Genomic DNA, 26317 nt, shown 5'->3' on the forward strand with positions numbered 1-26317 from the left:
GTGGCCCGCCGCGCGGGCGCGGGCAAGGCGGCCGTCTACCGCCGCTGGCCCTCCAAACAAGCCATGGCCACCGACCTCATCACCAAGATCGCCGTCGACGCCGCCGACACCGGAACACTCCGAGGCGATCTCCACGCCTTCCTCACCGCGGCCGCCGCCGGCCTCCGCCACCCCCTCGCCTCGAAGATCATCCCCGACCTCCTGGCCGAAGCGGCCCGCGAACCAGCCCTGGCCGCCACCCTCACCACCGGCATCGCCACCACCCGCCGCGACCGCGCCACCGCCCTCCTCCACCGCGCCATCACCCGCGGCGAACTCCCCGACGACCTCGACATCCCCCTCGCCCTGGACTTCCTCGCGGGCCCCCTCTATTGGCGACTCACCATCACCGGCATCCCCCCCGAACCCACCTACCTCGACAACCTCACCACCATGCTCCTGACCGCCTTCCGCGCCAACACCCTTCCGACCTAGCGGCACGGGTGGCGGATCGGGGCCTTGGACTATTGAAATGGGAGTTCGGCGCGGACTCGCCAGCCGTCGGCGCAGGGCCCTGTGTCGAGCCGCCCGTCGCCGAGCGCCTCGACGCGTTGACGCATCCCGCGCAGGCCATTGCCGGAGGCGTCAGGCGTGGGGGTGAAGCTGCCGGTGTTGTGGATCGACAGGGTCGCTCGGGATTCGGAGATGCGCAGGGATGCGGTGACCGTGGAAGCTGGTGCGTGTTTTGCGACGTTGGTGAGGGATTCCTGGGTCAGGCGAAACAGGGTGAGGGCGACGGCTTCCGAGACGGAGTCGAGTGGGCCGGAGGTCTCGTATTTCACCCGTAGGCCCGCAGCTACGAAATCGCTGATCATGTCGTCGATGTCGGCCGGGCCCGGTTTCGGGGCCGGGGTGGGGGCGTCGGAGCCGAGGAGACCGATGGTCCGTCGAATGTCCGCCATCGCTTGGCGGCCGATCCGTTCGGCGTCGTCGAGGGCTTCCATGGCTTCATCGATATCCCGGTCCTGGGCCAGCGTGTGACGGGCACCGGTCAGATGGAGCAGGGTGACGCTGAGGGAATGGCCCGCGATGTCGTGAACCTCGCGGGTGATGCGGCGGCGTTCCTCCGGCACGGCCCGATCCGCGAGCAACTGCTGAGCCTCACGTTCGCTGCGCAGCAACCGTTTCTGGGTTTGCAGCAGCCGCATGTGGGTTTGCAGCATGTGCCCCAGCACCCACCCGCCACCGAGCAACACGAGGTAGATCGGCGCGGCATCCAGCCTGCCCAGCGCCGCGGGGATCCCCAATGCCAGCGCTGATGCCGCGAGCGTGAGCAGACTCTTCCGCAGTGAGGCGGCCATCGCCATCATGGTGGTGAGAATCGCCAGGCAGCCGGGCGCCGCGTCGGGAAAGACCGGGCGCAGCAACAACAATGGCTCGACGGCGGCGATCACCAGGACCACACCGATCAACCGCGCGTTCGGCGTGACCACGGCGATCAGGACCATCGGTGTCACCGTGAACAGGGCCGCCAGCAGCGGCCATTGCGGCGGGATCAGCGCACCCCGCTGTGCGGCCGCGGCTATCGCCGCGCCGAAGACGATCACGTCGGCGAGGGGGACATACCAGGCGGGGTAGTCGTATCCGGCCGCTTCGACGTGTGTCGCCTGCCGATCGGTGATCGCGCCGGCTGCGCGAATGATCCCGCCCCACACCATCATCCGAGGATAGGTGCGCCTCCGAGGCCTGCGCATCCGCGTTCGGGCGGAGTTCATTTACCTACCGTGGTAGGAGATCCCGGGCCGCCGAAGGCGGTGCGGAGGAAGGCAACGAGTTGGGTGCGGACCCGGGGTTGGGTGAGGCCGTCGGCGCCGGCGCGGAGGGCCGAGAGCAGGGCGGAGACGAGGAGGGAGAGGAGGACTTCGCCTGCTATGGCGGGGTCGAGGGTGGGGTCGAGGTAGCCGTGGGCGATGCCCTCGTGGATCCGGGCCACGGATTCGGCGGCGTAGGCGCGGGCGTTGTGGAGGCAGCGGTCGAGGACGGCGTCGTCGATCGAGGAGGCTTCCAGGAGAAAGAAGTTCACCAGGCCGGGTTCGGTGGCGACCAGGTCGTAGCAGCGGTCGATGACCCGGGCGTAGCGGTCGCAGAAGGCGTCCATGGTGGTGGGGGTGACGTCGCCCTCAGGGCCCAGGAGGAGGTCGCGGATGTGGAGGAAGCTGTGGTCGATGACGGCGTCGAGGATGGCGCGTTTGTTGGGGAAGTAGTTGTAGAAGGTGCCGTGGCTGACACCCGTCGCGGCGGTGATGTCGTCGACGGAGATGGTGCGAAAGCCTCGGGTGACGACCAGTTCGTAAGCGGCGGTGACCAGTTCGGCGCGGCGGCGGTCGGCTCGGGACAGGCGGGGTCGGTCGCGGTGGGGGTCCGGGGCCGGGGCGGCGGTCACGGGGGCGGGTTCGGGGGTGATGGCGGGCTCAGGGGGCGCAGGGTTCGGTCGAGGTAGGCGAAGACCGCGGTCATGCTGCGGTCGCGGATGGTCGGATTGCCCGCGCCCAGCAGTTCCCGCATGAGCCACGGGCCGACCAGGGTGGGGATGGTGTGGCCCAGCACTTCCGGATCGATGTCGGGACGGATCCATCCTGCCTCCAGGCCGCGGGTGAGTTCGGCGGCGATCAGGGAGGCGGTGAGGGCCTCCAGGCCGAGCAGGCGGTGCGCCAGTTCGGGATCGATGGCCCCGGCCTCCACCACCAGCAGCCGCAATACGTGCGGCTCGCGTTCGAGCAGGTCGTAGAGGCGGGCCACGGCGGCGCGGACCGCGGCCACCAGGTCGTCCACGGTGTCGGCCGCGCCGAACACGGTGCGCGGTCGCATGGCGTCGGTCACCTTCTCGATGCCGAGATCGATGACGTGGTCCAGGATTTCGCGCTTGCTGCCGAAGTAGCGGTAGACGGTGCCCTGGCCGATGCCGGCGCGGGCGGCCACCTCGGAGATGGCGGTGGCCTCGTAGCCGTGCGCGGTGAACACCTCGTAGGCGGCTTCGATGATCTCCAGGCGGCGGCGCGCGGGGAGTTCGCGCTGCGGCGGGCGGCCGATGCGTGCCGAGGCTATTTCGCGGCCCCACCCTTCACACCGGCGTCTTTGGGGCCGTAATCGGTGACCAGCCACTCGCCGCCGTGCCCGGCCACCGTCACCACCAGCAGGTTCGGGACCGTCGCCGGGTCGGGCTGCTGCACGTTCTGGGTGCGTTGGGTGGCATACACCGTGACCGTGTACTGGTCATTGCCCTTGGCCTCCACCGAGGTGCCCACCACATCACCCGACGCCACCACCTGGGCATCGGTCATGATCTTGGCGAGGGTGTCGTGGAACTGGGTGTACTTGTCGCGCAACGGATCCGAGGCTCCCCACTGGACACCGTCGAAGAAGGCGGGCAGGTTGCGGTAGTCGTAGGTGAGCGAGCGCAGCGTGTAGTCCTTGGCCACCTGCGCGGCGCGATCACGATCGGCGTCGCCGGCCTTCAGCGCGTCGTAGTCACCCGAGGCGTTGTGCCACAGCACCCCCAGCACGACGGCCGCGATCGCGAAGACCGCCGCGGCCGCCGCCACGAACGGATTGAGTCGTTCACCGATCCCCTTCGGGGAATCCGCCTTCGGAGAGTCCTCGACGGTCTCCTCCGCGTCGGGCTTGTCGGTCTCGGTCTGCTCGGTCTCGGTCACGGTCTGCCTTCTCTCTAGCGGGGAATCTCGATGCCCACGTGCGCCGCGCCGTCGCCGGGGAACACCGTGGACAGCAGGTCCACGATCGATCCGGCGTCCACGCGCAGCGGTTTGATCACGCTGGTGGCGGGTTTCAGGACGGTGGCGATCTGCCCGAGGTCGGGCCCGATCAGACGCAGGTATTCGTCGATCTTGGTGACCAGGGGCCCGATCGGATCGTCGAAGATGTGCTCGCCGATGTAGGAGTAGTTCTGGAACGCGGCAATGATGTGCAGCAGTTCGGGCAGCGCGGTGGTGAGATCCCCGGCGGCCGCGCTCAGCGTGGGCGCGCGCCCGTCGAACTTATCGCCGAGGGTCTGCACGTTCGAGTACAGCCGTCCGATGGCTTCCCGCTTGTCCCGCAACAGATTCGCGGTCCCGACCAGCGCCTTGGTGAGGTTGGCGACCTCGGCGTCGCGGCCCTCGAACCCGGCGGCCACCGTGGTGGCCAGATTCCGCAGTTTGGCCGGATCCAGTTGCGCGGTCAGGGCATCCAGTTCGGCGAGCGCGTCCCCGACTGTGGTCGCGACCCGCACCTGGCGGTTGGGCACCACGCTGCCGTCGCGCAGGAACGGCCCGGCCGTCCCGGTCGGCCGGAAGTCGAGGAACTGCTCCCCCGCAGCCGACAGGTTGGCGATCTGCACGACGCTGTCCACCGGAATCCGGTACTTGGCGTCGTATTCGAGGGTGACAGCCAGTCCGTGCGCGGTCGCCCCGATATCGCGCACCTTGCCGATGGGCAGCCCGCGCAGCGTCACCTGGGAGGTCTTCATCAGCCCGCCCGACCCGTCGAGCAGCACGGTGACGGTGTTGTTCTGACGGCGTGGATCCAGATTCAGCACGCCGACAGCCATGTAGCCGCCGCACACGAAGGTCAGCACCAGCAGCATGACCAGCGACACCGGCCCGGACAGTGAGAGCTTCATCAGGGCACCATTCCGATCCCACGCAGCGTGCCGATCAACTGATCGGCCTGCGCGTCGGCGGCGGATACGTTGCGCACCGTCACATCCGGTGCGTTCAGGAAGGGAATGATCTTCTCCTTCAGCAGCGTGTGGAAGGTGTCGAGATTCGCCGCCAGTGTCAGGTCGGCGTATCCGGCCGTCACCGCGGTCGGCGCGAGCACGGACACGATCGACCGGAAATCGCCGATGTGCGGCAGCAGCAGATCCCCGGCGTTCTTGGCGAGCGGACCGCCACTGATGATCAGATTCACCACGGCCAGCAGCACATCCGACAATCCAGCCGCCCGATCCGGCCCGAGCGTGAGGATCCGGTCCACCGCCCCGCGACCGGATTCCAGCTTCGCGGTGATCTGCTGCGCCGAGGTGAGGATGCGATTCAATTCGTCGGTGTGGGTGGCCATATCGTGCAGCGCCGCCCGCCCGGCCCGGTTGACCCGGTCCAATTCGGCCGGGTCCGAAGGGAACGCGGCATTGACCTCGGTCACCAGTTTCTGGATGTCCGACCACCGCCCGCCGGTGATGATGTTCGACAGCGCCCGCAGAATATCCTCGACATTGGTGGCCGGAATCGTCTGCGACACCGGAATCACGTCACCATTGCCGAGCAGTGCGCCGCTGGCGTTCTTGGGCGCTTCCAGCGCGATATGGATATCGCCGAGAATGGTCGACTGCCGCAATTCCGCCGTCGTGGATTTCGACAGTTCGGCGTCGGTGTGCAGTTTCACCGTCGCCACCGCGGTGGTCCCGATCAGCTCGATGTGGTCGAGCATGCCGACCTCGACACCGTCGGAGATCACCTTGGCGCGGTCGGGCAGATTCAGCACCGACCCGAATTCGATACGCACCGAATAGGTGTCGCCGGAGGGATAGGTGCCGGGAATCGGGATATCGGTCGCCTTCACCCCGCAGCCGGTCAGGACCAGCGCGGCCGCGGTGACCACCGGCAGCAGCCGGACGACCGCCCGCCTCATCGCGCACCCGCCTGCGGGAGCTGTGCGGCCAGCGGCGGCAACGCGGTGAGCAGCGAGGTGATGTCGCCCTGATGCTGCTGGACGAAGGTGTGCGCCCGCGGCAGCACCACATCCAGCAGGCTGTAGATCTGCTGATCGTATTTCCCGGCATTGCGCGCGATCACCGGCAGGAATTCGACCGCGATATCGACCGCCCCGGAGAATTCCGCCGAGAACTGCCCGATCAGTTGCAGGCCGTTGCGCAGATTGTTCAGCACCTGCGCCATATCCGGCCAGTTGGTCACGAACATGGTGGTGAGCTGGTCCAGATTGTCGACCAGCCGCCGGAACGCGGCATCCTTCTGCGCGGGGTCACCGACGACCGCGGACAGTCTCTGCAGCAATTGATTCCACTGCTGCCCGGTCCCGTCGATCGCCTTGTCGGCCGCGGTCAGGGAGTCGGCGAGCAGCGAATCCGGTGTGCCGGTGCCGCCGCCGGTCAGGTCACCGGCCAGCGTGCCCATGGCGTCGAGCGCTTCGCTGATCCCGATGGGCGTCTTGGTCCGTTCCAGCGGAATGCATCTCGCGGTGTCGAATCTCGTGCCGCCGGTGTACGGCTTGGTCAGCTCCACGTGCCGGTCGGTCACGATGGAACTCGACATGGTGACGGCCGCGATATCGGCGGGCAGTTTCACCGAGTCCTTGACGCTCATGGTGACCCGCATGCGGTCGCCCAGCGCCTCGATCTTCGACACCGTGCCGACCTCGACCCCGAGCATGGTCACGCTGTTGCCCTCGTACAGTCCGACGGTGTCGGTGAACTCGGCGCACACGTTCTGCTTCGGATCGCGGACGGTCGTCGCCCACGACACCCCCACCGCCCCGGCGGCCACCACCACGACGGCGATACCCGCGGCGAGTGCTGTTCTGCCCCAGTTCATTCAGCACGCCCTGCCTTCGAAGGGGATGCACAGCCGGACGCCGGCGGCCGGGTCCGCGACCTGCACCTGAGTGCCCAGCAGCCCGCTGAGCCGGTTGATCACCTCGCGCATCCCGTTGATCACGGTGTCGAGCCGGTTCGGGTCCTCCATGAGCTTGGAGAACAGCTGCTCGAACTGGGTGACCGACGGCTCGATGCTGTCGTAGGCCATGAGCGGCCGGTGCAGCACCATCAGCAGCCGTTTGAGCAGGGCGAACATGCTCACGATGTCGTTCTTGCGGTTGCCCAGCCGGTCGGCGACCGTGCCGAGCTGTTTCACGAAGTCCGCCAGCAGCGCCTTGTCGTCGGCGATGGCGGCGATGTACTCGTCGGACACGGTGAGCGCGCTGTTGAGCTGATCGGTGCGCTCGGCCAGCAGCCCGGTGAGCTCGTCGGCATTGCCGATCACCCCGCGCAGCGCGTCGGGCTGTTGCGCGAGCGCCGAATTCAGCTGCCCGATGGTGTCGCGCATGGTGGTGGCGTCGACCTTGCCGAACACCGGGGTGCCCTTGTCGAGAATGTCGCTCAGCTCGAACGGGGTGGTGGTGCGCTCGGGCGGGATGTGTTTCGACGCCAGGTCCTTGTCCCCGGCGGGGGCCAGCGCCAGGTAGTGGCCTCCGATCGGGGTCAGCATCTTGACCTCCACCGCCGACCGGTCCCCCACCCGCACATCGCGGTTCACGGTGAAGGCGACCTCCACGTGATCCCCGACCAGGTCCACGGCGCGGATCTTGCCGACATCGATGCCCGCCACCCGCACCTCGTCGCCGGGCCGCGCCCCGCCGGAGATCCGGAAGTCGGCCACGTAGGTGTGCTGCCCGAACGGGATCACGTACACCGCGCCCGCGACGGCCAGCGCGATGACGCACACCACGACCCCGGCGATACCCCAGCGCAATTGCGTGTGCTGGTCCCCGCGACCGGTGAGCACATCCCGGATCAGCTCGCCCATCCGGGCGATCAACGCTCTCATCAGTTGCACACCACCAGGTTCTGGTTGGACAGGATGACCCCGGCCACCGCTGGCAGCGCGGCCTCACCGTGGGAGCAGGTGATGCGCGGCTCGAGCCCCTGCCCGGGAACCGTCTGATTCAGTCCGGTCACCAATTGCGGTGCCAGAGCCAGGATCTGGGTCAGCTCGTCGGTCTGCGGCACCAGTCGCCGGAGCAGGCCGTCGACCGGACCGTAGGCGGTGTCGTAGGCGTCGCGGGTCTCCTCCAGCAGCGGAACCACGGGCGCCAGCAGGGTTTTCGCGGTGTCGACCGCGCTCAGCATGGCCTGGGTCTTGGCGGTGAACTGGTGCAGGATGCCCGAGAGCTGCTGCACCAGGTCGCCGACCGCCTTCGACTTGCCGCCGATGGCGTCCGCGACCACGCCCAGATTGCGGATGAGCAGCACGATCACGGCCTCGCTGTTGCGGGCGTGCTTGGTGAGTGTGTCCACGTCCGCCAGCACCGGCCCGATTCCGGAGCCGTCACCCTGGATGACGCGTAGCAGGTTGGTGCCGAGCTGGTTGAGCTGGGCGGGATCGAGCGTGTCGAACATCGGCTTGAAGCCGTTGAACAGCTTGGACACGTCGAAGCTCGGGATGGTGCTCTCGACCGGGATCGTCGTCCCGGCAGTGATTTTCGTGCGCCCCGGCCCGTCGGTGAGCAGTTCGACGTACCGCTGGCCGATGAGGTTCTGGTATCGCACCGCGGCCTTGGTGTTGTCGTACACCGGCCGCTCCCGATCGACGGTGAAGTGCACCCGCGCCCGGCTGCCGTCCAGCGACACCGTCTCCACCTTCCCGACCGCGACACCGGACATGCGCACCGAGTCCCCGGCGAACAGGCCCGACACATCGGTGAACACGGCGTCGTAGGTGACCTTGTCGCCGGGAATCGGCGTCCGCAGCGCGGTCACGATGAAGGTGGTGCACCCGGCCACGACCAGCAGGAATACGACCAGTTTGAGAGCAGACCTGGTGACTTCGCTCATTTGGCCCCTCCTCCCAGCGAATCCGCCAGGTACGGCATGGTTTTCGCGATCAGCTCCACCTGCAGCCGCACCCGGCCGTCGACCACCGGGAACGCCCCGTCCATGGCCCGCAGCAGGTTCGGCACCCGATTGTCGGCCGCGGCCACCGAGCCCACGGACACACTGATCGGCACCGCCACGTCGAGAATGCCGTCGAGGACCTTCTCCAGCTCCGGATTGTTCTGCTGCAGCAGATTCGAGATCCCCACCAGCACGGCGTCGTTCACGCCATTGGTGGCCCGGTTGGTGCGCGCCCGGTTCTCCGGATCCCCGAAGTAGGCGCTCTGCTCGAGCACCGCCAGGATGGCGTGCCCGGCCGCGGGCGTCACGTCCCGGAACGCGCCGGTCATATCGCCGCCGATGCGCAGGTAGTGGGCGAGGCTGTTCTGCTGTCCGTCGGCCAGGGTGCGCGCGGTCTCGAAGAACGACCGCAGCGCCGGGCCCATGCTGGCGGCATTGTCGAGCATCAGATCGAACAACCGGTGCACGGCCGCCGAATCCAGCACCTGGGTCAACCGCGCCGCCCGCCGGAACACTCCGGCGACGGTGGCGTTGGTGGCGCCCTCCCCGACCTGGAGCACGGCGTGCTCGCGCAGCTTCTTGCCGTCGGCGCCGGGCACCAATTCGATTGCGCTGGAACCGAACACGTTCGACGAGGTGAACCGCGCGGTGACATCGTCGGTCAGCGCGTCGGCCTGTCGCCGGTCGATCCGCAATCCGATGCGCTGATGCCCGTAGCCCACGGTCTCGACCGTCGCGACCGTCCCGATCGCGTACCCACGGAACTTCACCTCCGCGCCCGGCGCCAGCCCCTCGCCGAGGGTCGCCGCGTCCACGGTGACCTCGAACCGATTCGCGAAAGAGCCTCGGGAATAAGAACTCACGACAATCGTCACAGTGACGAGGACGACGGCGACCACCAGACCGCGCAATCGCAACAGCCACGGTCCGGCGCTACGGCCGGAATGATCCTTGAAGACGGCCATGTTTCACCCCGAGATCCGGATGCCGACATCCAGGCCCCAGATCACGATCGTCAGGATCATGTCCAGGATGACCACCAGCACCAGGCTGGCGCGAATGGCGCGACCCGAGGCCCGGCCCACGCCCTCCGGTCCGCCCGAGGCGTAGAAGCCCTGGTAGCCGTGGATGAGAATGATGGTGACCACGAAGATCGTCGCCTTGATCAGCGAGGCGATCACGTCGCCGGGCTGCAGGAAGGCGTCGAAATAGTGGTAGTAGGTGCCCGAGGACTGCCCGTGCAGGACGTTCACCACGGTCGCGCACGACAGGTACGACAGGATCAGGGTCAGCAGGTGCAGCGGCACGATGGTGATCGCGCCCGCGATCACGCGGGTGGTCACCACGAACGGCATCGGCCGGATGCCGATGGCCTCCAACGCGTCGATCTCCTCGGAGATGCGCATGGCCCCGATCTCGGCCGTCATCCGGCAGCCCGCCTGCGCCGCGAAACCGATGGCCGCCACCATGGGCGCCATCTCGCGGGTATTGGCGTAGGCGGAGACGAACCCGGTCAGCGGGCCCATCCCGACCATGTTCAGCGCGGTGAAACCCTCCACGCCGATGGACCCGCCGACCGCGATGCCCAGGAACGCCAGCACCGCCACGGTGCCGCCGCCGACGATGAGCGAGCCGGAGCCCCAGGTGATGTCGGACAGGATGAGCATGGTCTGCCGCCGGTACACCCGCAGCGTGTGCGGGACGGCAGCCAGCACCTCGTAGACGAAAGTCGCTTGGTGGCCCAGCGATTCGATCAGGGACATCGGCGCCTGCGCCGAAGCGCCGATCGCGCGCCCCGCGGTTCCGAGTGGCGTGTACTTCGCCGGTACCTGGGTCATCAGCCCACCTGCGTCGGGATGAACATCGACACCAGCTGCGTGATCACCAGATTCACGCCGAAGGCGGCGATCACGCCGATCACCACCGCCGCGTTCACGGCATTGGCCACGCCTTTGGGGCCGGCGGTGGCCTCCAGCCCGCGCTGGCAGGACACGATGAGCACGATGACGCCGAAGATGATCGATTTCACGATCGCCACCCACAGGTCGGTCATCTTGGCGAAGGCCGCGAACGCCGACAGGTACGAGCCGGGCGTCACGCCCTGGAAGCCGACGGCGATCACGTAGCCGGTGAACACGCCCATGAAGATGATCAGCATGCACAGCGGCGGCGTCAGCGCGATCATGGCCGCCAGCCGCGGGGCGACCAGCCGCCGGACGGGGTCGATTCCCATGACACGCAAGGCGTCCACCTCGTCGCGAATGGTGCGCGCGCCCAGATCCGAGGAGATGGCCGACCCCGCCGCACCGCCCAGCAGCAGCGCGGTCACCATCGGCGCGCCCTGCCGGATGACCCCGAGGCCGCCGGCCGCGCCGGACACCGAGCTCGCGCCGACCTGCTGGGTCAGGCTCCCCACCTGCACCGCCACGATCACGCCGAACGGAACCGACACCAGCACAGCGGGAATCGCCGTCACGCTGACGATGAACCAGCCCTGCTGGAGAGTGTCACGCCAGGGATGGCGAAGTTTGACGATATCGAGGATCAGGAACCGGAACGCCGCGATCGCCAGCTGAATGGTGCGGCCGAACGTGCGCAGCCCCGAGAGTACGAATTCGACTGCCTGCCCTAGTGATTCCGGCCCCCGAACAAATTTCTCGACCAATGTTCACCACCCCACAGCCCCTACTGTTTGGTCGATGCCGACCGGTCCCTCTGCTGACCCGGTTCCGACTGACCGAGACAGTAATACAGATTTCGGACTGACGTGTCAGTCTTCACCGAAATAACCAGGGCCTTGACAGGGGTCGCGAGCGCGGAGAAAGATACGCGCGCCGCGCGAATAGCACGCATTACCAGCACTTTTCAGCAATGGATCGGCAAATGCGAAATGCCACCGGACCATTCGGTTGGTCCAGTGGCATTTCAGATATTGCGAGGTGTTAGCTCAACTGCGGGCGTCTGCCCTCACGACTGTCCGGACAGCGCGAGCGCCTCGGCCAATGGCAAGGATTCGTCGGCGCACGCCCCCGCGTCCAGCGCCACTCCCCGGCCGATCAGGTCCCGCGCGACCCGGAACTCCGCCGGGCGGGCGATCGCCACCACACCGACTGGACGGCCGTCGCGCAGCGCCAGCACCGTAGCGTCACCGGACTCCGCGCTCCCCCGCACGATCAGCTCGTCCTCGGCCTGAATCATGCCCGCGAACTGCACGTTCCGGCCGTACTGCATCGACCAGCCCCACGACACCTCCGCGGTCAGCGCCGGCAGTCCGAGCATCGATCGCGCCGCGGCCGCACCCTGCGCCTGCGCGCTGTTCCAATGCTCTTCGCGGCGGTAGCCACCCGATTTCGGATCCAGTCGACTCACCGCGTCACCCGCGGAGAACACCCCCGGAGCCGACGTGCGATACCGCTCGTCCACCCGGATGCCGTCGTCCACCGCCAGCCCGCCGGTGACAGCGAGCCGAGTGTCCGGGACAGACCCGATCGCGACCAGCACCGCCGCGGCGGTCCAGGTGCGGTCGTCCTCCGCCACGGCGACCACTTCGTTGCCGGTGTAGGCCAGGTGCGAGAGCCGCACCTCGGTCGAGATGGCTACCCCGTTGTCCGCGTGCAGCTTCCGGATGTAGTCACCGACGACGGCGGGCGCGACCCGCTCCAGCGGCGCGGTCCCGGCATCGAGCACCGAGACCTCCGCGCCCAGACCCCGCGCGGTGGCGGCGACCTCGCAGCCGATGAGCCCGGCCCCGATGATCAGCAGCGACGGATCCCGCTCCAGCGTCGCCCGCAGGGCGTCGGCCTCGGCCCGGCCCCGCAGGGTGTGCACCGGCAACGCGGCGTCGGGCGCCACGGACCGGTCCGCGGTCACCGCCAGCTGCCGCGACCGGGCTCCGGTGGTCAGCAGTAGCGAGTCGTAGCCGATGGCGGTCCCGTCGGCCAGCCACACCAGACCCGGTCCGGGATCGATGGATTCGACCGGCACGCCCACCCGCAGGTCGATGTCGTTGCCCGCCCAGAAGTCGGCGGGATGCAAGAGCGACCGCCGGTCCTCGACCGTGCCGGCCAGCAGTTCCTTGGAGACCATCGGCCGCCGGTAGGGCGCCACGGGTTCCGCGCCCAGCAGCACGATCTCCCCGGTGTAGCCCTCGGTGCGCAGGGTGCGCGCGGCGGTGGCTCCGGCCACGCCCGCGCCCACGATGACGATGCGCCCGCTCACGCGCGACTGACCTCGACCATCTCGAAATCGCTCTTGGCCGCACCGCAATCCGGGCAGGACCAGTCGTCGGGGATGTCGTCCCAGCGGGTGCCGGGCTCGATGCCGTCCTCGGGCCAGCCCAGCGCCTCGTCGTATTCGAAGCCGCACTGCAGGCAGCGGAAGAGTTTGAAGTCGGTGCTCATGTCAGTGTCCCTTCTGAGCGGAAGCTGGTTCGAAGTCGATCTTTTCGCGCACCCCGCAGTCGGGGCAGCACCAGTCGTCCGGGACGGCGGACCAGGCGGTACCCGCCGGGAAGCCCTCGCGCGGCGCGCCTTTCGCCTCGTCGTAGACGTAATCGCAGATCGGGCAGCGGTAGGCGGCCATCACGCCACCACCCCGTACTTGGCGAGCACGCGGGCGCGCTTGCGGGGCTGGACATTGGCGCGGGTGATGTCACCCGAATAGTGCTCGAGCACACGGTGATCCATCACCTTGCGCCACAGTGGCGGGAAGTAAGCCAGCGAGATCATGCTCGCGTAACCGCTGGGCAGGTTCGGGGCGCCGTCCATACTACGCAGGATCTGATAGCGGCGGGTGGGGTTCGCGTGATGGTCGCTGTGCCGCTGCAGGTGGTACAGGAAGATATTGGTGACGATGTGGTCGGAGTTCCAGCTGTGCTCCGGGGTGCAGCGCTCGTAGCGCCCGCTGGCGGTCTTCTGCCGCATCAGGCCGTAGTGCTCGAGGTAGTTCACAGTCTCCAGCAGGGCGAAGCCGTAGATCGCCTGGATCACCAGCCACGGCAGCACTCCCGGTCCGAACGCCGCGGTCAGCGCGCCGAACAGCACCACCGACATCAGCCACGCGTTGAGCACGTCGTTGCGCAGCGTCCACGGACGCTTGCCGAGGCGCTCCAGGCGCTTGGCCTCCAGCTCCCACGACGACCGCAGGCTGCCCCACACACTGCGCGGCAGGAAGCCCCAGAAGGTCTCCGCGAAGCGGGCGCTGGCCGGGTCCTCCGGAGTGGCGACGCGGACGTGGTGGCCGCGGTTGTGCTCGATGTAGAAGTGGCCGTAGAACGTCTGGGCCAGCGTGATCTTCGACAGCCAGCGCTCGAGCTCGTCCTTCTTGTGGCCCAGTTCGTGCGCGGTGTTGATGCCGACGCCACCCATCACGCCCATGCTCAACGCCAGGCCCAGCTTGGAGATCAGGCCCAGGCCGCCGTCGACGCCCAGCCAGGACAGGTCGCTCGCGGTCCACAGGTAGCAGGCCACGGTCAGGCTCAGCAGCTGGAACGGAATGTAGGCGTAGGTGCAGTACCGGTAGTACTTGTCGTTCTCGAGGTACTCCATCACCTCGTCGGGCGGGTTCTGACCGTCCGGGCCGAAGAAGCGGTCCAGGATCGGCAGCAGCACGTACACGATCAGCGGGCCGATCCACCACCACACCGGCGAGACCGCGGTCCAGCCGAACTCGTTGAACGCCCAGACCAGCGCCATCGCCAGGAACAGGGCGGTCGGGGGAACAAGGCCGAGCAGCCACAGATAGCGCTTGCGGTCCCGCCACTGCGGGCGCGCCGTGGCCTCTTCCGCGCTGAAATGAGACGTCGTCATTGCCGTACTCCTAGCGTTTACACTTTCTCAAGAACTGTATTCATTAGATACACTGTGATCCAGTCTGTCAACGACGAGACGAAAGTTGAGCCCATGTACGATCGGGACGTGGTTGAAGCACCGAACTTCCAGAGCGAGATGCGGCTACTGCTGCGCGAGCGGATCATCGAAGCCGGCCGGCGCATCGTCATCACCGAGGGCTGGGGCGCGGTGAACATGTCGCGGCTGGCCAAGGAAGTGGGCGTGAGCCGCCCGGTGCTCTACAAGGAGTTCGCCAACAAACACCAGCTGGCCGAAGTGGTGGTGGAGCAGGAAGTCGACACCTTCCTGGTCGGCATCGCCGAATGCCTGGCCGCGCATCCGGCCGACGTCGCGGCCGGCATGACCGAGGCGGTCGAGTTCACGCTGCGCACCGGTGCGGACAACACCTTGATCAAGGCGGTCCTGGCCGGCCGGTCGGAGACCGACACCTCCCTGCTGCCGGTGCTGATGACCGAGACCGAACCGGTCCTGGGCCGCGCGGTCACCGCACTGTCGGCGGCCATCCGCGCGCAGTACGGGCTGCCGGAAATGGACGACGCCGAACTGACCTCGATGACGGAGGTGCTGGTCCGGCTGGCCCTGAGTCATCTGTTCCAGCCGACCGGGCCGATCGACCGGGCCGTGGGGCAGATCGACAAGGTGATCGTCGGCGCTTACGGCTCGGTGCTGTAGCGACGCGCGGCACGCGAAACCGCCTGCCGCGCCGCCGAATCGGGCTACGCGAGCCGCGCCGCCAGGCGGGTCGCGTTCATGTAGGCGATAGCCTCGATGCTGACCATCGGGTTCACCCCCGACGAGGTCGGGAAGCAGGAGGCGTCGGCCACCACGATATTCGGCACGTCCCAGGTGACACCGTCGGGATTCGTCGCCGAATCCGCGGCGGAACCGCCCATTCGGGCCGAGCCCATGATGTGCAGCGCGCCCATCGAGCAGCGGCCCGGCGCGTACCCGGCGGCTGCCGCCCGTGCGGCGAAGTCCTCGTGGCTGCCCTCGACGCCCGGCGCGTAGCCGACGCCCGCCTGGTGTCCGGAGAAGATCCGCTGCGCGCCCGCCGCCTCCAGAATGCTTGCGGCATTGACGATTCCGGTGTGCATGTGGGCGGCATCGCGGGCCGAGAGCCGGTAGCGCACCACGGCCTCGCCCTGCTTGTCGGTCTCGACCGAGCCGTGGTCGCGGTCGCGGGTGATGACGCCGACGGCCACCGTATTGGCCAGCTTCAGCATGCGGTCGCGATGCGCGGCGGCGCCCGTCCACGCCTGAAAGCCCACCGACATGCCCGGGGTCATGGGCCCGGTCTCGTAGATGACGCCGTAGCCCTTGCCGTCCAGGTCGCGGTCCTGTTTGGAATAACGGGTCTGTAGGCCGCCCTCCCACGGGCGGATCTCCTCGTCGAAGACGCCGAACACCGCGGTGGCCGGATGCAGTCGGAGATAGTCGCCGATGGCACGATTCGTCAGGCCGGAGCGGCGCAACAGGGCGGGGGTCTGGATCGCCCCGGCCGCGACCACCACCGCACGGGCGCGCACCCACACCGAATGCCCGTCCGCCGTCACGGCTTCCACGCCGGTGGCGGTGCCGTTGCTGATCTCGATGCGCCGCACGTCGGTGCCGACGAACAGGCGTGCGCCCGCCGCGGCCGCGTCCGCCAGCCAGGTCTTGACCGCCGACTGCTTGGCTCCGATGCGGCAGCCGAAACCGCAACGCCCGCATTCGATCCCGGCATCGCAGTCACGGACGTTGCGGGGCAGCGGCTCGACGTGCCAGTCCAGTTTGCGCAGGCCGCGTTCGAGGATCTCGTCGCGGCGAGAGGCAGGCGAATGGTCGAGGTTCACCCCGAGCCGCGACACCACCGCGTCGAGGGCGTCGGTGTACTCCTGCTCGGTGAACTGGCTCGCACCCAGCCGCGCCCATTCCGCGCGCACATCGTCGGGCGTGCGGAAGGAGGTGGTCCAATTGACCACCGTGCCGCCGCCCAGCGCGCTGCCCGCCACCAGACTCAGCTGGCCTTCGGCGGTGGCGGCCGGGCCCGGCGCGTACAGCTTCAGGAACCCTTCCTTCTCACCGATGCCGAAGTCCGGGTCGTCGAGGTAGTCGCCGCGTTCCAGCACAACGACATCCAGGCCCGCCTGGGCCAGGACCGCCGCGGCCGTCCCGCCGCCCGCGCCCGACCCGATCACGACCACATCGCACACGACGGTGGTGTCGGAGTCCGGCCGCTCCGGGCTGAGCCCGCGTTTCGCGCCCTCGACGGGACCGAACGCGGGCGGGAAGCCCATCTTCTCCCACACCGGATTCACCCCGGTCGGCCCGGGCGTCAGGTAGTAGGAGGTGACCGCCGCGCCCTTCAACGCCTGGAACAGCGCCCGCTTCTGCTCGATGCGGGAATTGGCCATCCCGAGCAGCATTCGCTCCCGCTCCTCGGCGCTGAGCCGGGAGAACTTGCGCCACCCCGCGCCATTGAGCGCTCCGAAGATCCGCGAATCCCACACGCGCATGAGCAGTTCGAACTGCCGCCGCTCCGCCTCCCGGGGATTGCGTCCGAGCAACTCGGTGACCGTGTCGACGACCCCCAACGCGGAAGCCGCCGCCACCTCACCCCCGTCCCCCGGCGCGAAAGTGTCACACACCATCTCGAGTACGGCCCGCCGCGCCGCATCTGAACCCATGCCGCCATCATGCGCTACCCGCCCGCCCCTGTCCCGGCAATTGCGGCACACCGCCCTCACATGCCGCCCGCCCGCATCCACCTACCCTCGAATCGTTCAGTCAGCCCCTATCGAACAGGACCGGTCGTGACCCTCGAACAGAACTGGGATCGCATCCGCGAGACCGTATCTCGCGCCGCCCACTGCGCCCTCGCCTCCACCGATCCGGACGGCACGCCGACCATCGCACCGATCGGCACGGTGTTCCTGCGCGACGACACGACCGGCTTCTACTTCGACCAGTACGCCGAGGCGCTGGGCCGCAACCTGGACCGCGATCCGCGGGTCTGCCTGCTGGCAGTGGACGGCCGTGGACTGTTCTGGTTCCGTTCGCTGCTGACCGCCCGCTTCCCGTCGCCGCCCGGAGTCCGGCTCTACGGCACCGCCGGGCCCCGCCGCGCCGCGACCGAGGACGAACTGCGGCAGGTACGGGCGCGAGTGCGACTTCCAGCGCGGCTCCCGGGCGGGAAATTGCTGTGGTCGGACTTCTCCCACGTCCGCGACATCAACTTCACCGACTACCGACCGGTTCGGTACCCGCACATGATGTCCCACCTCTGGCAATAACGCGCCGTCCGCTGCGCAGAGTTGGCACGAATCGACACTTCTCCGGCGCACGCCGGCGTGCGACAGTTGCTCGGCCAATGCTGTCGGTGCCGACCGAATGTGGGTTGAAGGCATGCTTATCGCGATCTGGGTGGTACTGCCGTATGCCGCTGTCGTGTCGTGCGCGGTCGGGCACCTATGGCGGTACCGGCGCGACGGGTTCCGCGGTTATCTGTACGGGCCGCACATCGACAAGGCACAGCGGATCGGGATCGCGGCCGTACGTATCGGATTCCCGGTGGTGTTCGCGGTACGGGTGGCGGAGATGCTGGCGTCGGGACCGCATACGCGGCCCGAGCACGACATTCACGTACTGCTGTCGGCGGTCCAGATCGTGGCCGCGCCCGTCACCGTCGCCGGAGTTGCACTGATCCTCATCCCGCCACTGATCTCCGCCGACGTCCGACACCGAGTCACCCCCCTCGACCGACTCACACTGCCCCTGCTCAGCGCCGCACTCCTCTCGGCCGTCCTGGTCACCTTCGACGGCAGCGCCACCGACGGCCGCTACCGCGCCGCCGAAACCCTGTTCCCCTGGGCACGTTCCCTACTGGCCCTGCACCCCGACCCCTCCGGCATGGACCACGCACCGCTCCTGTACCAGGCGCGCGCCCTGATCGTGGTGGCGATCATCGCGATCTGGCCGTACACACGCCTGGCCGGGATCCTGTCGGTGCCCGCGCTGCGGGTGCTGCGGCAGGCGGTTCCCGCGTCGTATCGGTCCGCGCCGACGGTCTGAGCATTCCCGGGCGGGCGGCCCGCGGCCGCTAGAGTCGGGCGGGAGACGGTTCGCCGGTCACGCCCGATGGGAGCCACCGTTATGCACGATGACCGCCGGTTGATCGAGTGCAGGCTCGGGCGGGTGCTCGATCGCATCAAGCCCGCCGTGTATCCGGAGTCCACGCCGATGCGGGTGTCGATCTGGGAAGCGCCGGGCGAACCGGTGCCGGTGGCCGAGGGTTTGGCCGCAGCGCGAACACCGACGTCACCGGGTACTCCGTGGGGTGCGCCCTGGGGCACCAGCTGGCTGACCGTCGAGGGCACGGTTCCGCCGGAGTGGGCGGGACGCACCGTCGAGGCCATCATCGATCTCGGTTTCGACGCGAACCAGACCGGATTCCAGTGCGAGGGTCTGGTGTATCGCCCGGACGGGACACCGGTGAAGGGGTTGCACCCGCGCAATCAGTGGGTGCGCATCGCCGCTCCGGCGCGCGGCGGCGAGCAGGTGCTGTTCCATGTGGAGGCGGCGTCGAACCCGATCATCCCGTTCTTCGGGCCGACCGGGCTCGGCGACCTCGCCACCGCGGGCACCGGTCCCCAATACCGTTTGGGGCGAATGGATCTCGTCGTCTTCGATGACGACGTGTGGCAGCTGGTCCAGGATCTCGAGGTGCTCGGCGAGCTCATGCACGAGATGCCCGAGGACCCCGCCCGCCGGTACGACATCGTGCGGGCCATCGAACGCGCCCTCGACGCCATCGACCTGCAGAACGTGAACGCCGGGGCCGCGGCCGCCCGCGCCTGCCTCACCGAGGTGCTCGCGCGCCCGGCCGTGCCGTCCGCGCACTTGATCTCCGCGGTCGGGCACGCCCACATCGACACCGCCTGGCTCTGGCCACTGCGCGAGACCGTGCGCAAGGTCGCGCGGACCACCGCCAATATGACCGCGCTGCTCGACGCCGAACCCGACTTCATCTACACCATGTCCCAAGCGGCGCAATACGATTTCCTCAAACAGCACCGGCCCGAGGTGTACGCCCGGGTCAAGGCAGCGGTCGCCGACGGACGCTTCGTGCCCGCCGGCGGCATGTGGGTCGAATCGGATACCAACATGCCCGGCTCGGAGGCCATGGCCCGCCAGTTCGTGCACGGCAAACGGTTCTTCCTCGAGGAATTCGGCATCGAGAACGACGAGGCGTGGCTGCCCGACACCTTCGGCTTCGCCGCCGGACTGCCGCAGATCATCAAGGCCGCCGGATCCAAATGGCTGCTCACCCAGAAGATCTCGTGGAGCCAGACCAACACCTTCCCGCACCACACCTTCCTGTGGGAAGGCATCGACGGCACCCGGATCTTCACGCACTTCCCGCCCGTCGACACCTACAACTGCTCCATGCAGGGCCACGAGATCGTCCACGCCGCCAAGAACTTCAAGGAGAAGGGCCGCGCCAACCGGTCCCTCGCCCCGACCGGCTGGGGCGACGGCGGCGGCGGGACCACCCGGGAGATGATCGCGCGCGCCGCCCGCCTGCGCGACCTGGAGGGCTCGCCGAAGGTGACCTGGGAGCGGCCCGCCGACTTCTTCGCCGCCGCCGAGGCCGAATACGCGAACCCCGCCGTCTGGGTGGGCGAGCTGTATCTGGAGCTGCACCGCGCCACCCTGACCAGCCAGGCCAAGACCAAACAGGGCAACCGGCGCAGCGAGCACCTGCTGCGGGAAGCCGAACTGTGGGCGGCCACCGCGGCCGTCCGCACCGACTTCGAGTACCCCGCCGCCGACCTGGACCGGCTCTGGAAGACGGTGCTGCTGCACCAGTTCCACGACATCCTGCCCGGCTCGTCCATCGCGTGGGTGCATCGGGAAGCCGAGGCGACGTACGCGCGGGTGGCCGCCGAACTCTCCGCCATCATCGAACGGGCGCAATGGGCGCTCGGCGGGGAACGGTCCGGCTCCCACGTCTTCAACCCCGCCCCGCACGCCTGGCGAGGCGTCCCGGCCGGCGGCGCGGGACCGGTGGTGCCCGGCCGCGGCGCCACGGTGACCGAGCGGCCCGACGGCGGATTCGTGCTCGCCAACGATCGGACCCGCGTCGAGGTCGACGCGCGCGGACTGGTCGTGTCGCTCTACGACCTCGGGCAGCGGCGCGAGACCCTGCCGCCGGGCGCGGCCGCCAATCTGCTCCAGCTGCACCAGGATTACCCGAACTCCTGGGACGCCTGGGATGTCGACCAGTTCTATCGCAACACCGTCACCGACCTCACCGAGGTGGACTTCCTGGTCGCGGAGTCCGGCGCCACCACCGACGTCTCCCTCCGCATCGGCCGCTCCTTCGGCTCCTCCACCGTCGAGCAGGTCCTCACCCTGCGCCCGGACACCGGGGCGCTGGAGATCGCCACGACGGTCGACTGGCACGAGACGGAGAAGTTCCTCAAACTCGCCTTCCCCCTGGACATCCACGCCGACCGCTACGCCTCCGAAACCCAGTTCGGGCACCTGTACCGGCCCACGCACAGCAATACCAGCTGGGAGTACGCCAAATTCGAGGCCTGCAACCACCGCTTCATCCACCTGGCCGAACCCGGCTGGGGCATGGCCTTGGTCAACGACGCCACCTACGGCCACGATCTGACCCGGGCGGTGCGGCCCGACGGCGGCACCACCATCACCGTCCGCGCGTCCCTGCTGCGCGCGCCGCGGTTCCCCGATCCGCAGACCGACCACGGCGCACATCATTTCCGGCACGCGCTGCTGCCGGGCGCCTCGATCACCGACGCCGTGCGCTCCGGGTACCGGATCAATCTGCCGCCGGTCACCCCGGGCGTCGCCGAACCCGTGGCGCCGCTGTTCACCGTCGACAATGACGACGTGGTGACCAGTGCCGTCAAATTGGCCGAGGACGGTTCCGGTGATGTCGTGATCCGGCTCTACGAAGCGGGCGGCGGTCGTGCGACCGCTTTGCTCACACCGGATTTCGAGTACACAGGCTATCGCCGCTGCGACTTGCTGGAGCGGCCTTTACCCGAGGAAAACGTCACGGAAACCGACGAGAAGGGAATTCGACTGCACCTGCGGCCTTTCCAGCTCGTTACGCTCCGATTCACCCGGTAAACCATTGCTGTCACCGGCTTTCAGGCCGACCTCACATAGTCGAACCGGCGGCTGCTCTGATCCAGTGAGCGGAAATTCCCGACCTGCGTTCCCTGGGTCGGGCAGAGGAGGGTCGTGCTCTTGACCATCGAGGTCGTATTCTCGGGCCGCGCCGCGTCTTCACCGCTGTCGGCCATGCGCAGGGTGGCGGTGAATCCGCCCGACGGAATGACCGCGTACAGGCCCTCGCCGTTCCCGAACCGGGCGCTGCGAAAAGTGAGACCGCCCGCTCCGTCGAAACTCAGCACGGTCCCGGGTTCACCCTCGACGGCGAATTCCCCGCGGTAGTCCCCCAGGCTCGATCCGCACGTGCCCACGGCCGCGCCCATCGGAGCGTTCGCGGTCACCGCGGCGGAAACCGCCAGTGTGAGCGCCGCCGCGACGGCGATCCTCGAACCAGGTCCAACAGCCATCGTGCATCCCTCCCGGTCGGGTCCTCCCGGCAGTCCACAATAGAAACAGACGAAACACCCTCAGACACGCCGGTTCGTAACCGAAACGTGGTCTGACACAGTCCATAACACAAAAGCCTGAGAACACGCCGTTCCGACCGATTAGTTTGTCTGTGCCACAGTGGAATTCACCGAACTGCGCACACGATCAGCAGGTCGCGACATTCCGGTGATTCGGCAATACCAGCAATTGCTTCGAGCTGGTTGTAGCGTCGTACGACATGACGCAAAAGAAAGCGATCGGCCTGCTCGTCAGTGCGTTCGTTTGTGCGGCCGTATTCACCATGAACCCGTCCGCGGCATGGGGATCCGGCGATGTCGGGACCCCCGCGGCTCCCGGAGCAGTAGCGCCCAACGGCCCGGCCGGACCCGCCGGAGTCGCTCCGGAGCGGATCGTCCCGGTCCCGCCGCCCGCCGGCGCCTTCCTCTGCCCGACCCCCTGATATCTCCGTCCACCACTACCCCCGAAAAGTCCACCCAGACCGGCTCGTGCCGCGCCCGCCAGAAATCGGGTCCGCGGCACGAGCCTATTCGGGTGCTACGGGGAATTCAGGCCGCCAGGGCCGACGACAACCGCCGCAACTCCGCGGCCGGTTCGGCGACATCCACCACCAGGCGCGTGAAATCCGCGCCCGCCAGTTCGATCAGCACGCCCTGACCGTCGAAACGGGTGTCCCAGAACTCCTTGCGGCCCTTCCCGCGGAAGATGCCCGCGGCGATCACGCCCGGGAAGAACGTGCCCGGCGTCCGCAGCCACGGCGGGCGCAGATCCACCGGGGCGGGCGCGACGGCGGTGACCTGGGCCAGGTCGAAGCTCACGTGGTCGCGCAGCGCGAGCAGTTTGTGCGCGCCGGTGACCCGCGCCGTCACAGTGGTTCCGGTGACCTCGAATTCGACCATTCCGCACCTCGCACGCTCGCCCGACACTGTCTGCCATCCACAGTGCCGGGCGAATCTGGTCGTAGCCTGAGGGTTTCCTGACGCTTCTCTCAGGCTTGCGCGCGACCGTCGTCAGTCGGTCGGCAGCGTGATGTTCTCCGCGGCGGCCTTGGCGGCCACCTCGGCGGGGAAGATATTGCGGAACAGGTACAGGTCGCGGCCGAGCTTCCAGCCCGGTGCGAGCGCCACCGCGTACCGCTCGAAGTAGCCGAGCTGCTTGCCCATCAGCACCAGCTGCTGCGGGCCGGACGCGCCGCGGCGCTTGCCGAACTCCAGCAGTCGCGCCGAGACCAGGCCCAGATCCAGCTTGTCCAGGCTGCCCGAGAGCACCGGGCCCAGCGCGGTCGCGAGCTGACGGCCGATGGTGGCGTCGTCGCCGCTGTCGTCGGCGACCAGGTCCAGGGCGCGCAGCGCGCGAGCCACCGGACGGAAGTCGTTGTCGATGGAGCTGGCGTAGAACAGCGCGCGCACGAACTCGCGCCATTCGGCCTCCATCCGGCCCACGATGCCGAAGTCGAGCATGGCCACCCGGCCGTCGTCGAGCAGCCACAGGTTGCCGGCGTGCACGTCGCCGTGGAAGACCCCGTGCACCGCAACCGATTCCATCCACGCCTTCACCAGGCGGCGGATCAGCAGTTCCGGTTCCGGGTGGGCCTCGCGGATGTCGTCGAAGCGGTCCAGCGGCATGCCGCGCATGCGCTCCATGCACAGCACCCGGGGCGCGCAGAAATCCCAATACACCTCGGGCACGGCCACCTTGGTGTTGTCGCCGAAGGCCGACAGGTGCTCGCGGGCGCGGGCCTGGTTCTCGGCCTCGATCAGGAAGTTCAGTTCCGCGACCGTGGCCTCGTACAGATCCCGCACCACCGCTTGGGTATTGGCGACCCGGGCGTTCTCCGACCGCTTCTCCAGGGCGCGCGCCAGCTTCATGGCGGCGCGCAGGTCCACGATCATGCGCCGGGCGATCTCGGGCCGCTGCACCTTCACCACCGCGGGGCGGCCGTCGGGCAGCACACACGCGTGCACCTGGGCGATAGAGGCGGCCGAGAGCGGTTCGTCGTCGAACTCGAGGAACAGCTCCGAGATCGGCTTGCCCAGATCGGCCTCGATGATGGCGCGCGCGTCCGCGGCCGCGAAGGGCGGGACGTCGTCGAGGCAGCGCAGGCAGGCGTCGGCCAGCTCGCGCGGGAAGGCGCCGGGCGAGGACGCGATGAGCTGGCCCAGCTTCACGAACATCGGGCCGAGCGTCTCGAAACCGTTCACCACGCCCTCGGCCGCGGCCCGCTTGCGCTTGGCCGGGCGCAGGCCCCCACGCAGCACACCGGCCACCACCGAGCCGCCCAGCACCGCGCCGACGACCGCGGTCCGCCGCCACTCCGAGAATCCGAAGGTGTCCAGGTCGGGCCGGATCACCTCGGGCGTTCCCGATCGCACAGTCATAGGTGAGCTCACGGGCGGCAGTGTATCGCTGACGGCGGCGGAGTTCGCGCCACGGGCGGGGCCTGGCGCGGCATGAGACCGAAGCTCGACCGGCGCGAGACCGGGCACATTACCCAGGCGTTCGCTGGTTCGGATGGGGATACGCACGGTACCGTGGGCGGTCGAGTCGCGATCCGGCTCGACGCGGGCACCGATCGAGCCCGGCCATTGAAGGTGAAAGGCAAGACCTACGTAATGACGGGTACAGCGGAAAAGCTGGCGGAACTGCGCAAGCTCCTGGAGATCGCCGAGGAACCGACCGGCGAGAAGGGTATCCGGAAACGACTTGCCAAAGGCGTCGCCAGCGCCCGAGAACGGGTGAACATACTGCTGGACCCGGACAGCTTCGTCGAAATGGGCGCGCTCATGCGCTCGCCGGGCCAGCCGCACGCGCTCTACGGCGACGGCGTGGTCACCGGTCGCGGCCTGATCGACGGCCGCCCGGTCGTGGTCATCTCCCACGACTCGATGGTGCAGGGCGGTTCGGTCGGCGAGACCTTCGGCCGCCGCGTCCGCCTGGTCATGGAGTTCGCGTACAAGAACGCCTGCCCGGTCGTGGTGATCAACGACTCCGGCGGCGCCCGCATCCAGGAGGGCGTGACCGCCCTGGCCTGGTACGCCACCATGTGCCGGCTGCAGGAGGACCTGTCGGGCTTCGTGCCGATGGTCGCGGTCATGTTCGGCAAGTGCGCGGCCGGCTCGGTGTACGGTCCGGTCAATATGGACGTGCTGGTCGCCACCGACGACTCGTACATGTTCGTCACCGGCCCCGAGGTCATCAAGGGCATCACCGGTGAGGACATCAGCGCCGAGGAGCTGGGCGGCGCGGCCGTGCAAGCCCGCAACGGCCTGCTGCACCACGTGGCCCGTACCGAGGTCGACGCGCTCAACTGGGCCCGCGAGTACCTCAGCTACCTGCCCAGCAGCTGCATCGAGGAGCCGCCGGTCATCAACCCGGGCCTGGAGCCCGAGATCACCGACTCCGATCGGGAACTGGACCGGATCATCCCGGACTCCGATCGCCAGGGCTACGACATGCACGAGGTGCTGCTGCGCATCTTCGACGACGGCGCCTTCCTCGAGGTCGGCGAAGCGGCCGCGCAGAACCTGATCACCGGCTTCGCCCGCGTGGACGGCCGCCCGGTCGGCGTCATCGCCAACCAGCCCATGGTGCTGGGCGGCGCGCTCGACGCGGCCTGCTCGGACAAGGGCGCGTACTTCATCCGCCTGTGCGACGCGTTCAACATCCCGCTCGTCTACGTCGTCGACACCCCGGGCGTGCTGCCCGGTGTCGAGGAGGAGCGCAACGGCGTCATCAAGCGCGGTGGCCGCATGTTCCGCGCGCTGATCGAGGCGACGGTCCCGATCGTCACCATCGTGACCCGTAAGGCGTACGGCGGCGGCTACGCGGTCATGGGCTGCAAGCAGCTCGGCGTCGACATCAACCTGGCGTGGCCGACCGCCCGCATCGCGGTCATCGGCGCCGACGGCATGGTGACCGTCACCGGCAAGAAGACTCTCGCGGCCACCCCGCCCGAGCAGCGCGAGACCGTCCGCAAGCAGATGGTCGACTTCTACAACGCGCTCATCGACAACCCGTGGGTGGCGGCCGAACGCGGCTACATCGACGCGGTCATCGAGCCCTCGGCCACCCGCCTCGAGATCCGCAAGGCCCTGCGCCTGCTGCGCGACAAGAACGCGGTCCGCAAGCCCAACCCGCGCAAGCACAACCTCTTCCCGATGTGAGAAGGGCT

27 protein-coding genes are annotated in these 26317 nt (G+C 68.4%); 7 read left to right on the forward strand and 20 right to left on the reverse strand.

Annotated elements, in window-relative coordinates; translation table 11 throughout:
* On the forward strand, nucleotides 1-474 hold a 474-nt coding region (locus ACFV4K_RS08195; protein WP_379273072.1), incomplete at its 5' end, for a TetR-like C-terminal domain-containing protein.
* A gap of 29 nt (nucleotides 475-503) precedes the next feature.
* On the opposite strand, the gene ACFV4K_RS08200 is transcribed toward ACFV4K_RS08195, so the two are convergent.
* The 16 genes from ACFV4K_RS08200 to ACFV4K_RS08275 all read right to left on the reverse strand — a co-directional run bounded on the left by ACFV4K_RS08200 (nucleotide 504) and on the right by ACFV4K_RS08275 (nucleotide 14472).
* Nucleotides 504-1697 (reverse strand): sensor histidine kinase, encoded by a 1194-nt coding sequence (locus ACFV4K_RS08200; protein ID WP_379273074.1) that lies wholly within the window; start codon nucleotides 1695-1697, stop codon nucleotides 504-506.
* A gap of 53 nt (nucleotides 1698-1750) precedes the next feature.
* A complete protein-coding gene (locus tag ACFV4K_RS08205) occupies nucleotides 1751-2422 on the reverse strand; it encodes a TetR/AcrR family transcriptional regulator (protein WP_379273076.1) in 672 nt (223 codons plus the stop codon).
* On the reverse strand, nucleotides 2419-3141 hold the full coding sequence (locus ACFV4K_RS08210) for a TetR/AcrR family transcriptional regulator (protein ID WP_379273078.1): 723 nt from the start codon (nucleotides 3139-3141) through the stop codon (nucleotides 2419-2421). The genes ACFV4K_RS08205 and ACFV4K_RS08210 overlap by 4 nt, the downstream gene beginning before the upstream one ends.
* On the reverse strand, nucleotides 3081-3692 hold the full coding sequence (locus ACFV4K_RS08215) for a hypothetical protein (protein ID WP_379273080.1): 612 nt from the start codon (nucleotides 3690-3692) through the stop codon (nucleotides 3081-3083). The genes ACFV4K_RS08210 and ACFV4K_RS08215 overlap by 61 nt, the downstream gene beginning before the upstream one ends.
* A 14-nt stretch (nucleotides 3693-3706) precedes the next feature.
* Complete coding sequence (locus ACFV4K_RS08220) at nucleotides 3707-4657, reverse strand: MlaD family protein (RefSeq protein WP_379273082.1); 951 nt, start codon at nucleotides 4655-4657, stop codon at nucleotides 3707-3709.
* A complete protein-coding gene (locus ACFV4K_RS08225; RefSeq protein ID WP_379273084.1) occupies nucleotides 4657-5667 on the reverse strand; it encodes an MlaD family protein in 1011 nt (336 codons plus the stop codon). Before ACFV4K_RS08225 ends, ACFV4K_RS08220 begins: the two co-directional genes overlap by 1 nt.
* Nucleotides 5664-6587: an MCE family protein gene (locus tag ACFV4K_RS08230; RefSeq protein WP_379273086.1), complete on the reverse strand. Its 924-nt coding sequence runs from the start codon at nucleotides 6585-6587 to the stop codon at nucleotides 5664-5666. The genes ACFV4K_RS08225 and ACFV4K_RS08230 overlap by 4 nt, the downstream gene beginning before the upstream one ends.
* On the reverse strand, nucleotides 6588-7598 hold the full coding sequence (locus ACFV4K_RS08235; protein WP_379273180.1) for an MCE family protein: 1011 nt from the start codon (nucleotides 7596-7598) through the stop codon (nucleotides 6588-6590).
* Nucleotides 7598-8605: an MCE family protein gene (locus ACFV4K_RS08240; RefSeq protein WP_379273087.1), complete on the reverse strand. Its 1008-nt coding sequence runs from the start codon at nucleotides 8603-8605 to the stop codon at nucleotides 7598-7600. The genes ACFV4K_RS08235 and ACFV4K_RS08240 overlap by 1 nt, the downstream gene beginning before the upstream one ends.
* Complete coding sequence (locus ACFV4K_RS08245; protein WP_379273089.1) at nucleotides 8602-9630, reverse strand: MlaD family protein; 1029 nt, start codon at nucleotides 9628-9630, stop codon at nucleotides 8602-8604. The genes ACFV4K_RS08240 and ACFV4K_RS08245 overlap by 4 nt, the downstream gene beginning before the upstream one ends.
* A gap of 3 nt (nucleotides 9631-9633) precedes the next feature.
* Entirely contained in the window at nucleotides 9634-10503 is an 870-nt protein-coding gene (locus tag ACFV4K_RS08250; RefSeq protein WP_379273091.1) for an MlaE family ABC transporter permease, read from the reverse strand.
* Nucleotides 10503-11330, reverse strand: coding sequence for an MlaE family ABC transporter permease (locus ACFV4K_RS08255; RefSeq protein ID WP_379273093.1), 828 nt, complete (start codon nucleotides 11328-11330; stop codon nucleotides 10503-10505). The genes ACFV4K_RS08250 and ACFV4K_RS08255 overlap by 1 nt, the downstream gene beginning before the upstream one ends.
* 302 nt (nucleotides 11331-11632) lie before the next feature.
* The gene (locus ACFV4K_RS08260; RefSeq protein WP_379273095.1) at nucleotides 11633-12883 is read right to left on the reverse strand and encodes an NAD(P)/FAD-dependent oxidoreductase; all 1251 of its coding nucleotides are present in this window, start codon (nucleotides 12881-12883) and stop codon (nucleotides 11633-11635) included.
* Entirely contained in the window at nucleotides 12880-13065 is a 186-nt protein-coding gene (locus ACFV4K_RS08265; protein ID WP_357084824.1) for a rubredoxin, read from the reverse strand. The genes ACFV4K_RS08260 and ACFV4K_RS08265 overlap by 4 nt, the downstream gene beginning before the upstream one ends.
* A gap of 1 nt (nucleotide 13066) precedes the next feature.
* Nucleotides 13067-13246 (reverse strand): rubredoxin, encoded by a 180-nt coding sequence (locus ACFV4K_RS08270; RefSeq protein ID WP_357084821.1) that lies wholly within the window; start codon nucleotides 13244-13246, stop codon nucleotides 13067-13069.
* A complete protein-coding gene (locus tag ACFV4K_RS08275; RefSeq protein ID WP_379273097.1) occupies nucleotides 13246-14472 on the reverse strand; it encodes an alkane 1-monooxygenase in 1227 nt (408 codons plus the stop codon). Before ACFV4K_RS08275 ends, ACFV4K_RS08270 begins: the two co-directional genes overlap by 1 nt.
* A gap of 108 nt (nucleotides 14473-14580) precedes the next feature.
* Here ACFV4K_RS08275 and ACFV4K_RS08280 point away from each other — a divergent pair, with 108 nt between their 5' ends.
* Nucleotides 14581-15186 (forward strand): TetR family transcriptional regulator, encoded by a 606-nt coding sequence (locus ACFV4K_RS08280; protein ID WP_379273099.1) that lies wholly within the window; start codon nucleotides 14581-14583, stop codon nucleotides 15184-15186.
* 44 nt (nucleotides 15187-15230) lie between these two features.
* Here the strand turns inward: ACFV4K_RS08280 and ACFV4K_RS08285 are convergent, their stop codons facing one another.
* Nucleotides 15231-17180, reverse strand: a complete 1950-nt coding sequence (locus tag ACFV4K_RS08285) for an FAD-dependent oxidoreductase (RefSeq protein WP_379273101.1) — start codon at nucleotides 17178-17180, stop codon at nucleotides 15231-15233.
* Between the two features lie 126 nt (nucleotides 17181-17306).
* Here ACFV4K_RS08285 and ACFV4K_RS08290 point away from each other — a divergent pair, with 126 nt between their 5' ends.
* From ACFV4K_RS08290 to ACFV4K_RS08300, 3 genes are all read left to right on the forward strand, one after another.
* Nucleotides 17307-17786 carry a pyridoxamine 5'-phosphate oxidase family protein gene (locus tag ACFV4K_RS08290; protein ID WP_379273103.1) on the forward strand — a complete coding sequence of 160 codons (480 nt, stop codon included), beginning with the start codon at nucleotides 17307-17309 and terminating at the stop codon, nucleotides 17784-17786.
* 112 nt (nucleotides 17787-17898) lie between these two features.
* Nucleotides 17899-18564 carry a respiratory nitrate reductase subunit gamma gene (locus tag ACFV4K_RS08295; RefSeq protein ID WP_379273104.1) on the forward strand — a complete coding sequence of 222 codons (666 nt, stop codon included), beginning with the start codon at nucleotides 17899-17901 and terminating at the stop codon, nucleotides 18562-18564.
* 81 nt (nucleotides 18565-18645) lie between these two features.
* Nucleotides 18646-21654 (forward strand): alpha-mannosidase, encoded by a 3009-nt coding sequence (locus ACFV4K_RS08300; protein WP_379273106.1) that lies wholly within the window; start codon nucleotides 18646-18648, stop codon nucleotides 21652-21654.
* Nucleotides 21655-21674: 20 nt separating this feature from the next.
* On the opposite strand, the gene ACFV4K_RS08305 is transcribed toward ACFV4K_RS08300, so the two are convergent.
* The gene (locus tag ACFV4K_RS08305) at nucleotides 21675-22106 is read right to left on the reverse strand and encodes a hypothetical protein (protein ID WP_379273108.1); all 432 of its coding nucleotides are present in this window, start codon (nucleotides 22104-22106) and stop codon (nucleotides 21675-21677) included.
* A gap of 260 nt (nucleotides 22107-22366) precedes the next feature.
* On the opposite strand from ACFV4K_RS08305, the gene ACFV4K_RS08310 reads away from it, so the two are divergent.
* Nucleotides 22367-22588 (forward strand): hypothetical protein, encoded by a 222-nt coding sequence (locus ACFV4K_RS08310; RefSeq protein ID WP_379273110.1) that lies wholly within the window; start codon nucleotides 22367-22369, stop codon nucleotides 22586-22588.
* 106 nt (nucleotides 22589-22694) lie between these two features.
* On the opposite strand, the gene ACFV4K_RS08315 is transcribed toward ACFV4K_RS08310, so the two are convergent.
* Both ACFV4K_RS08315 and ACFV4K_RS08320 read right to left on the reverse strand, forming a co-directional pair.
* Nucleotides 22695-23045 (reverse strand): hypothetical protein, encoded by a 351-nt coding sequence (locus ACFV4K_RS08315; protein WP_379273112.1) that lies wholly within the window; start codon nucleotides 23043-23045, stop codon nucleotides 22695-22697.
* A 111-nt stretch (nucleotides 23046-23156) separates the two neighbouring features.
* Nucleotides 23157-24524, reverse strand: a complete 1368-nt coding sequence (locus ACFV4K_RS08320) for an ABC1 kinase family protein (RefSeq protein ID WP_379273113.1) — start codon at nucleotides 24522-24524, stop codon at nucleotides 23157-23159.
* Between the two features lie 234 nt (nucleotides 24525-24758).
* Between ACFV4K_RS08320 and ACFV4K_RS08325 the strand changes: the two genes are divergently transcribed.
* Nucleotides 24759-26309 (forward strand): acyl-CoA carboxylase subunit beta, encoded by a 1551-nt coding sequence (locus ACFV4K_RS08325; protein ID WP_379273182.1) that lies wholly within the window; start codon nucleotides 24759-24761, stop codon nucleotides 26307-26309.
* The last annotated feature ends 8 nt before the right edge of the window (nucleotides 26310-26317 follow it).

Source organism: Nocardia sp. NPDC059764 (assembly GCF_042732555.1).
Lineage (GTDB): Bacteria > Actinomycetota > Actinomycetes > Mycobacteriales > Mycobacteriaceae > Nocardia.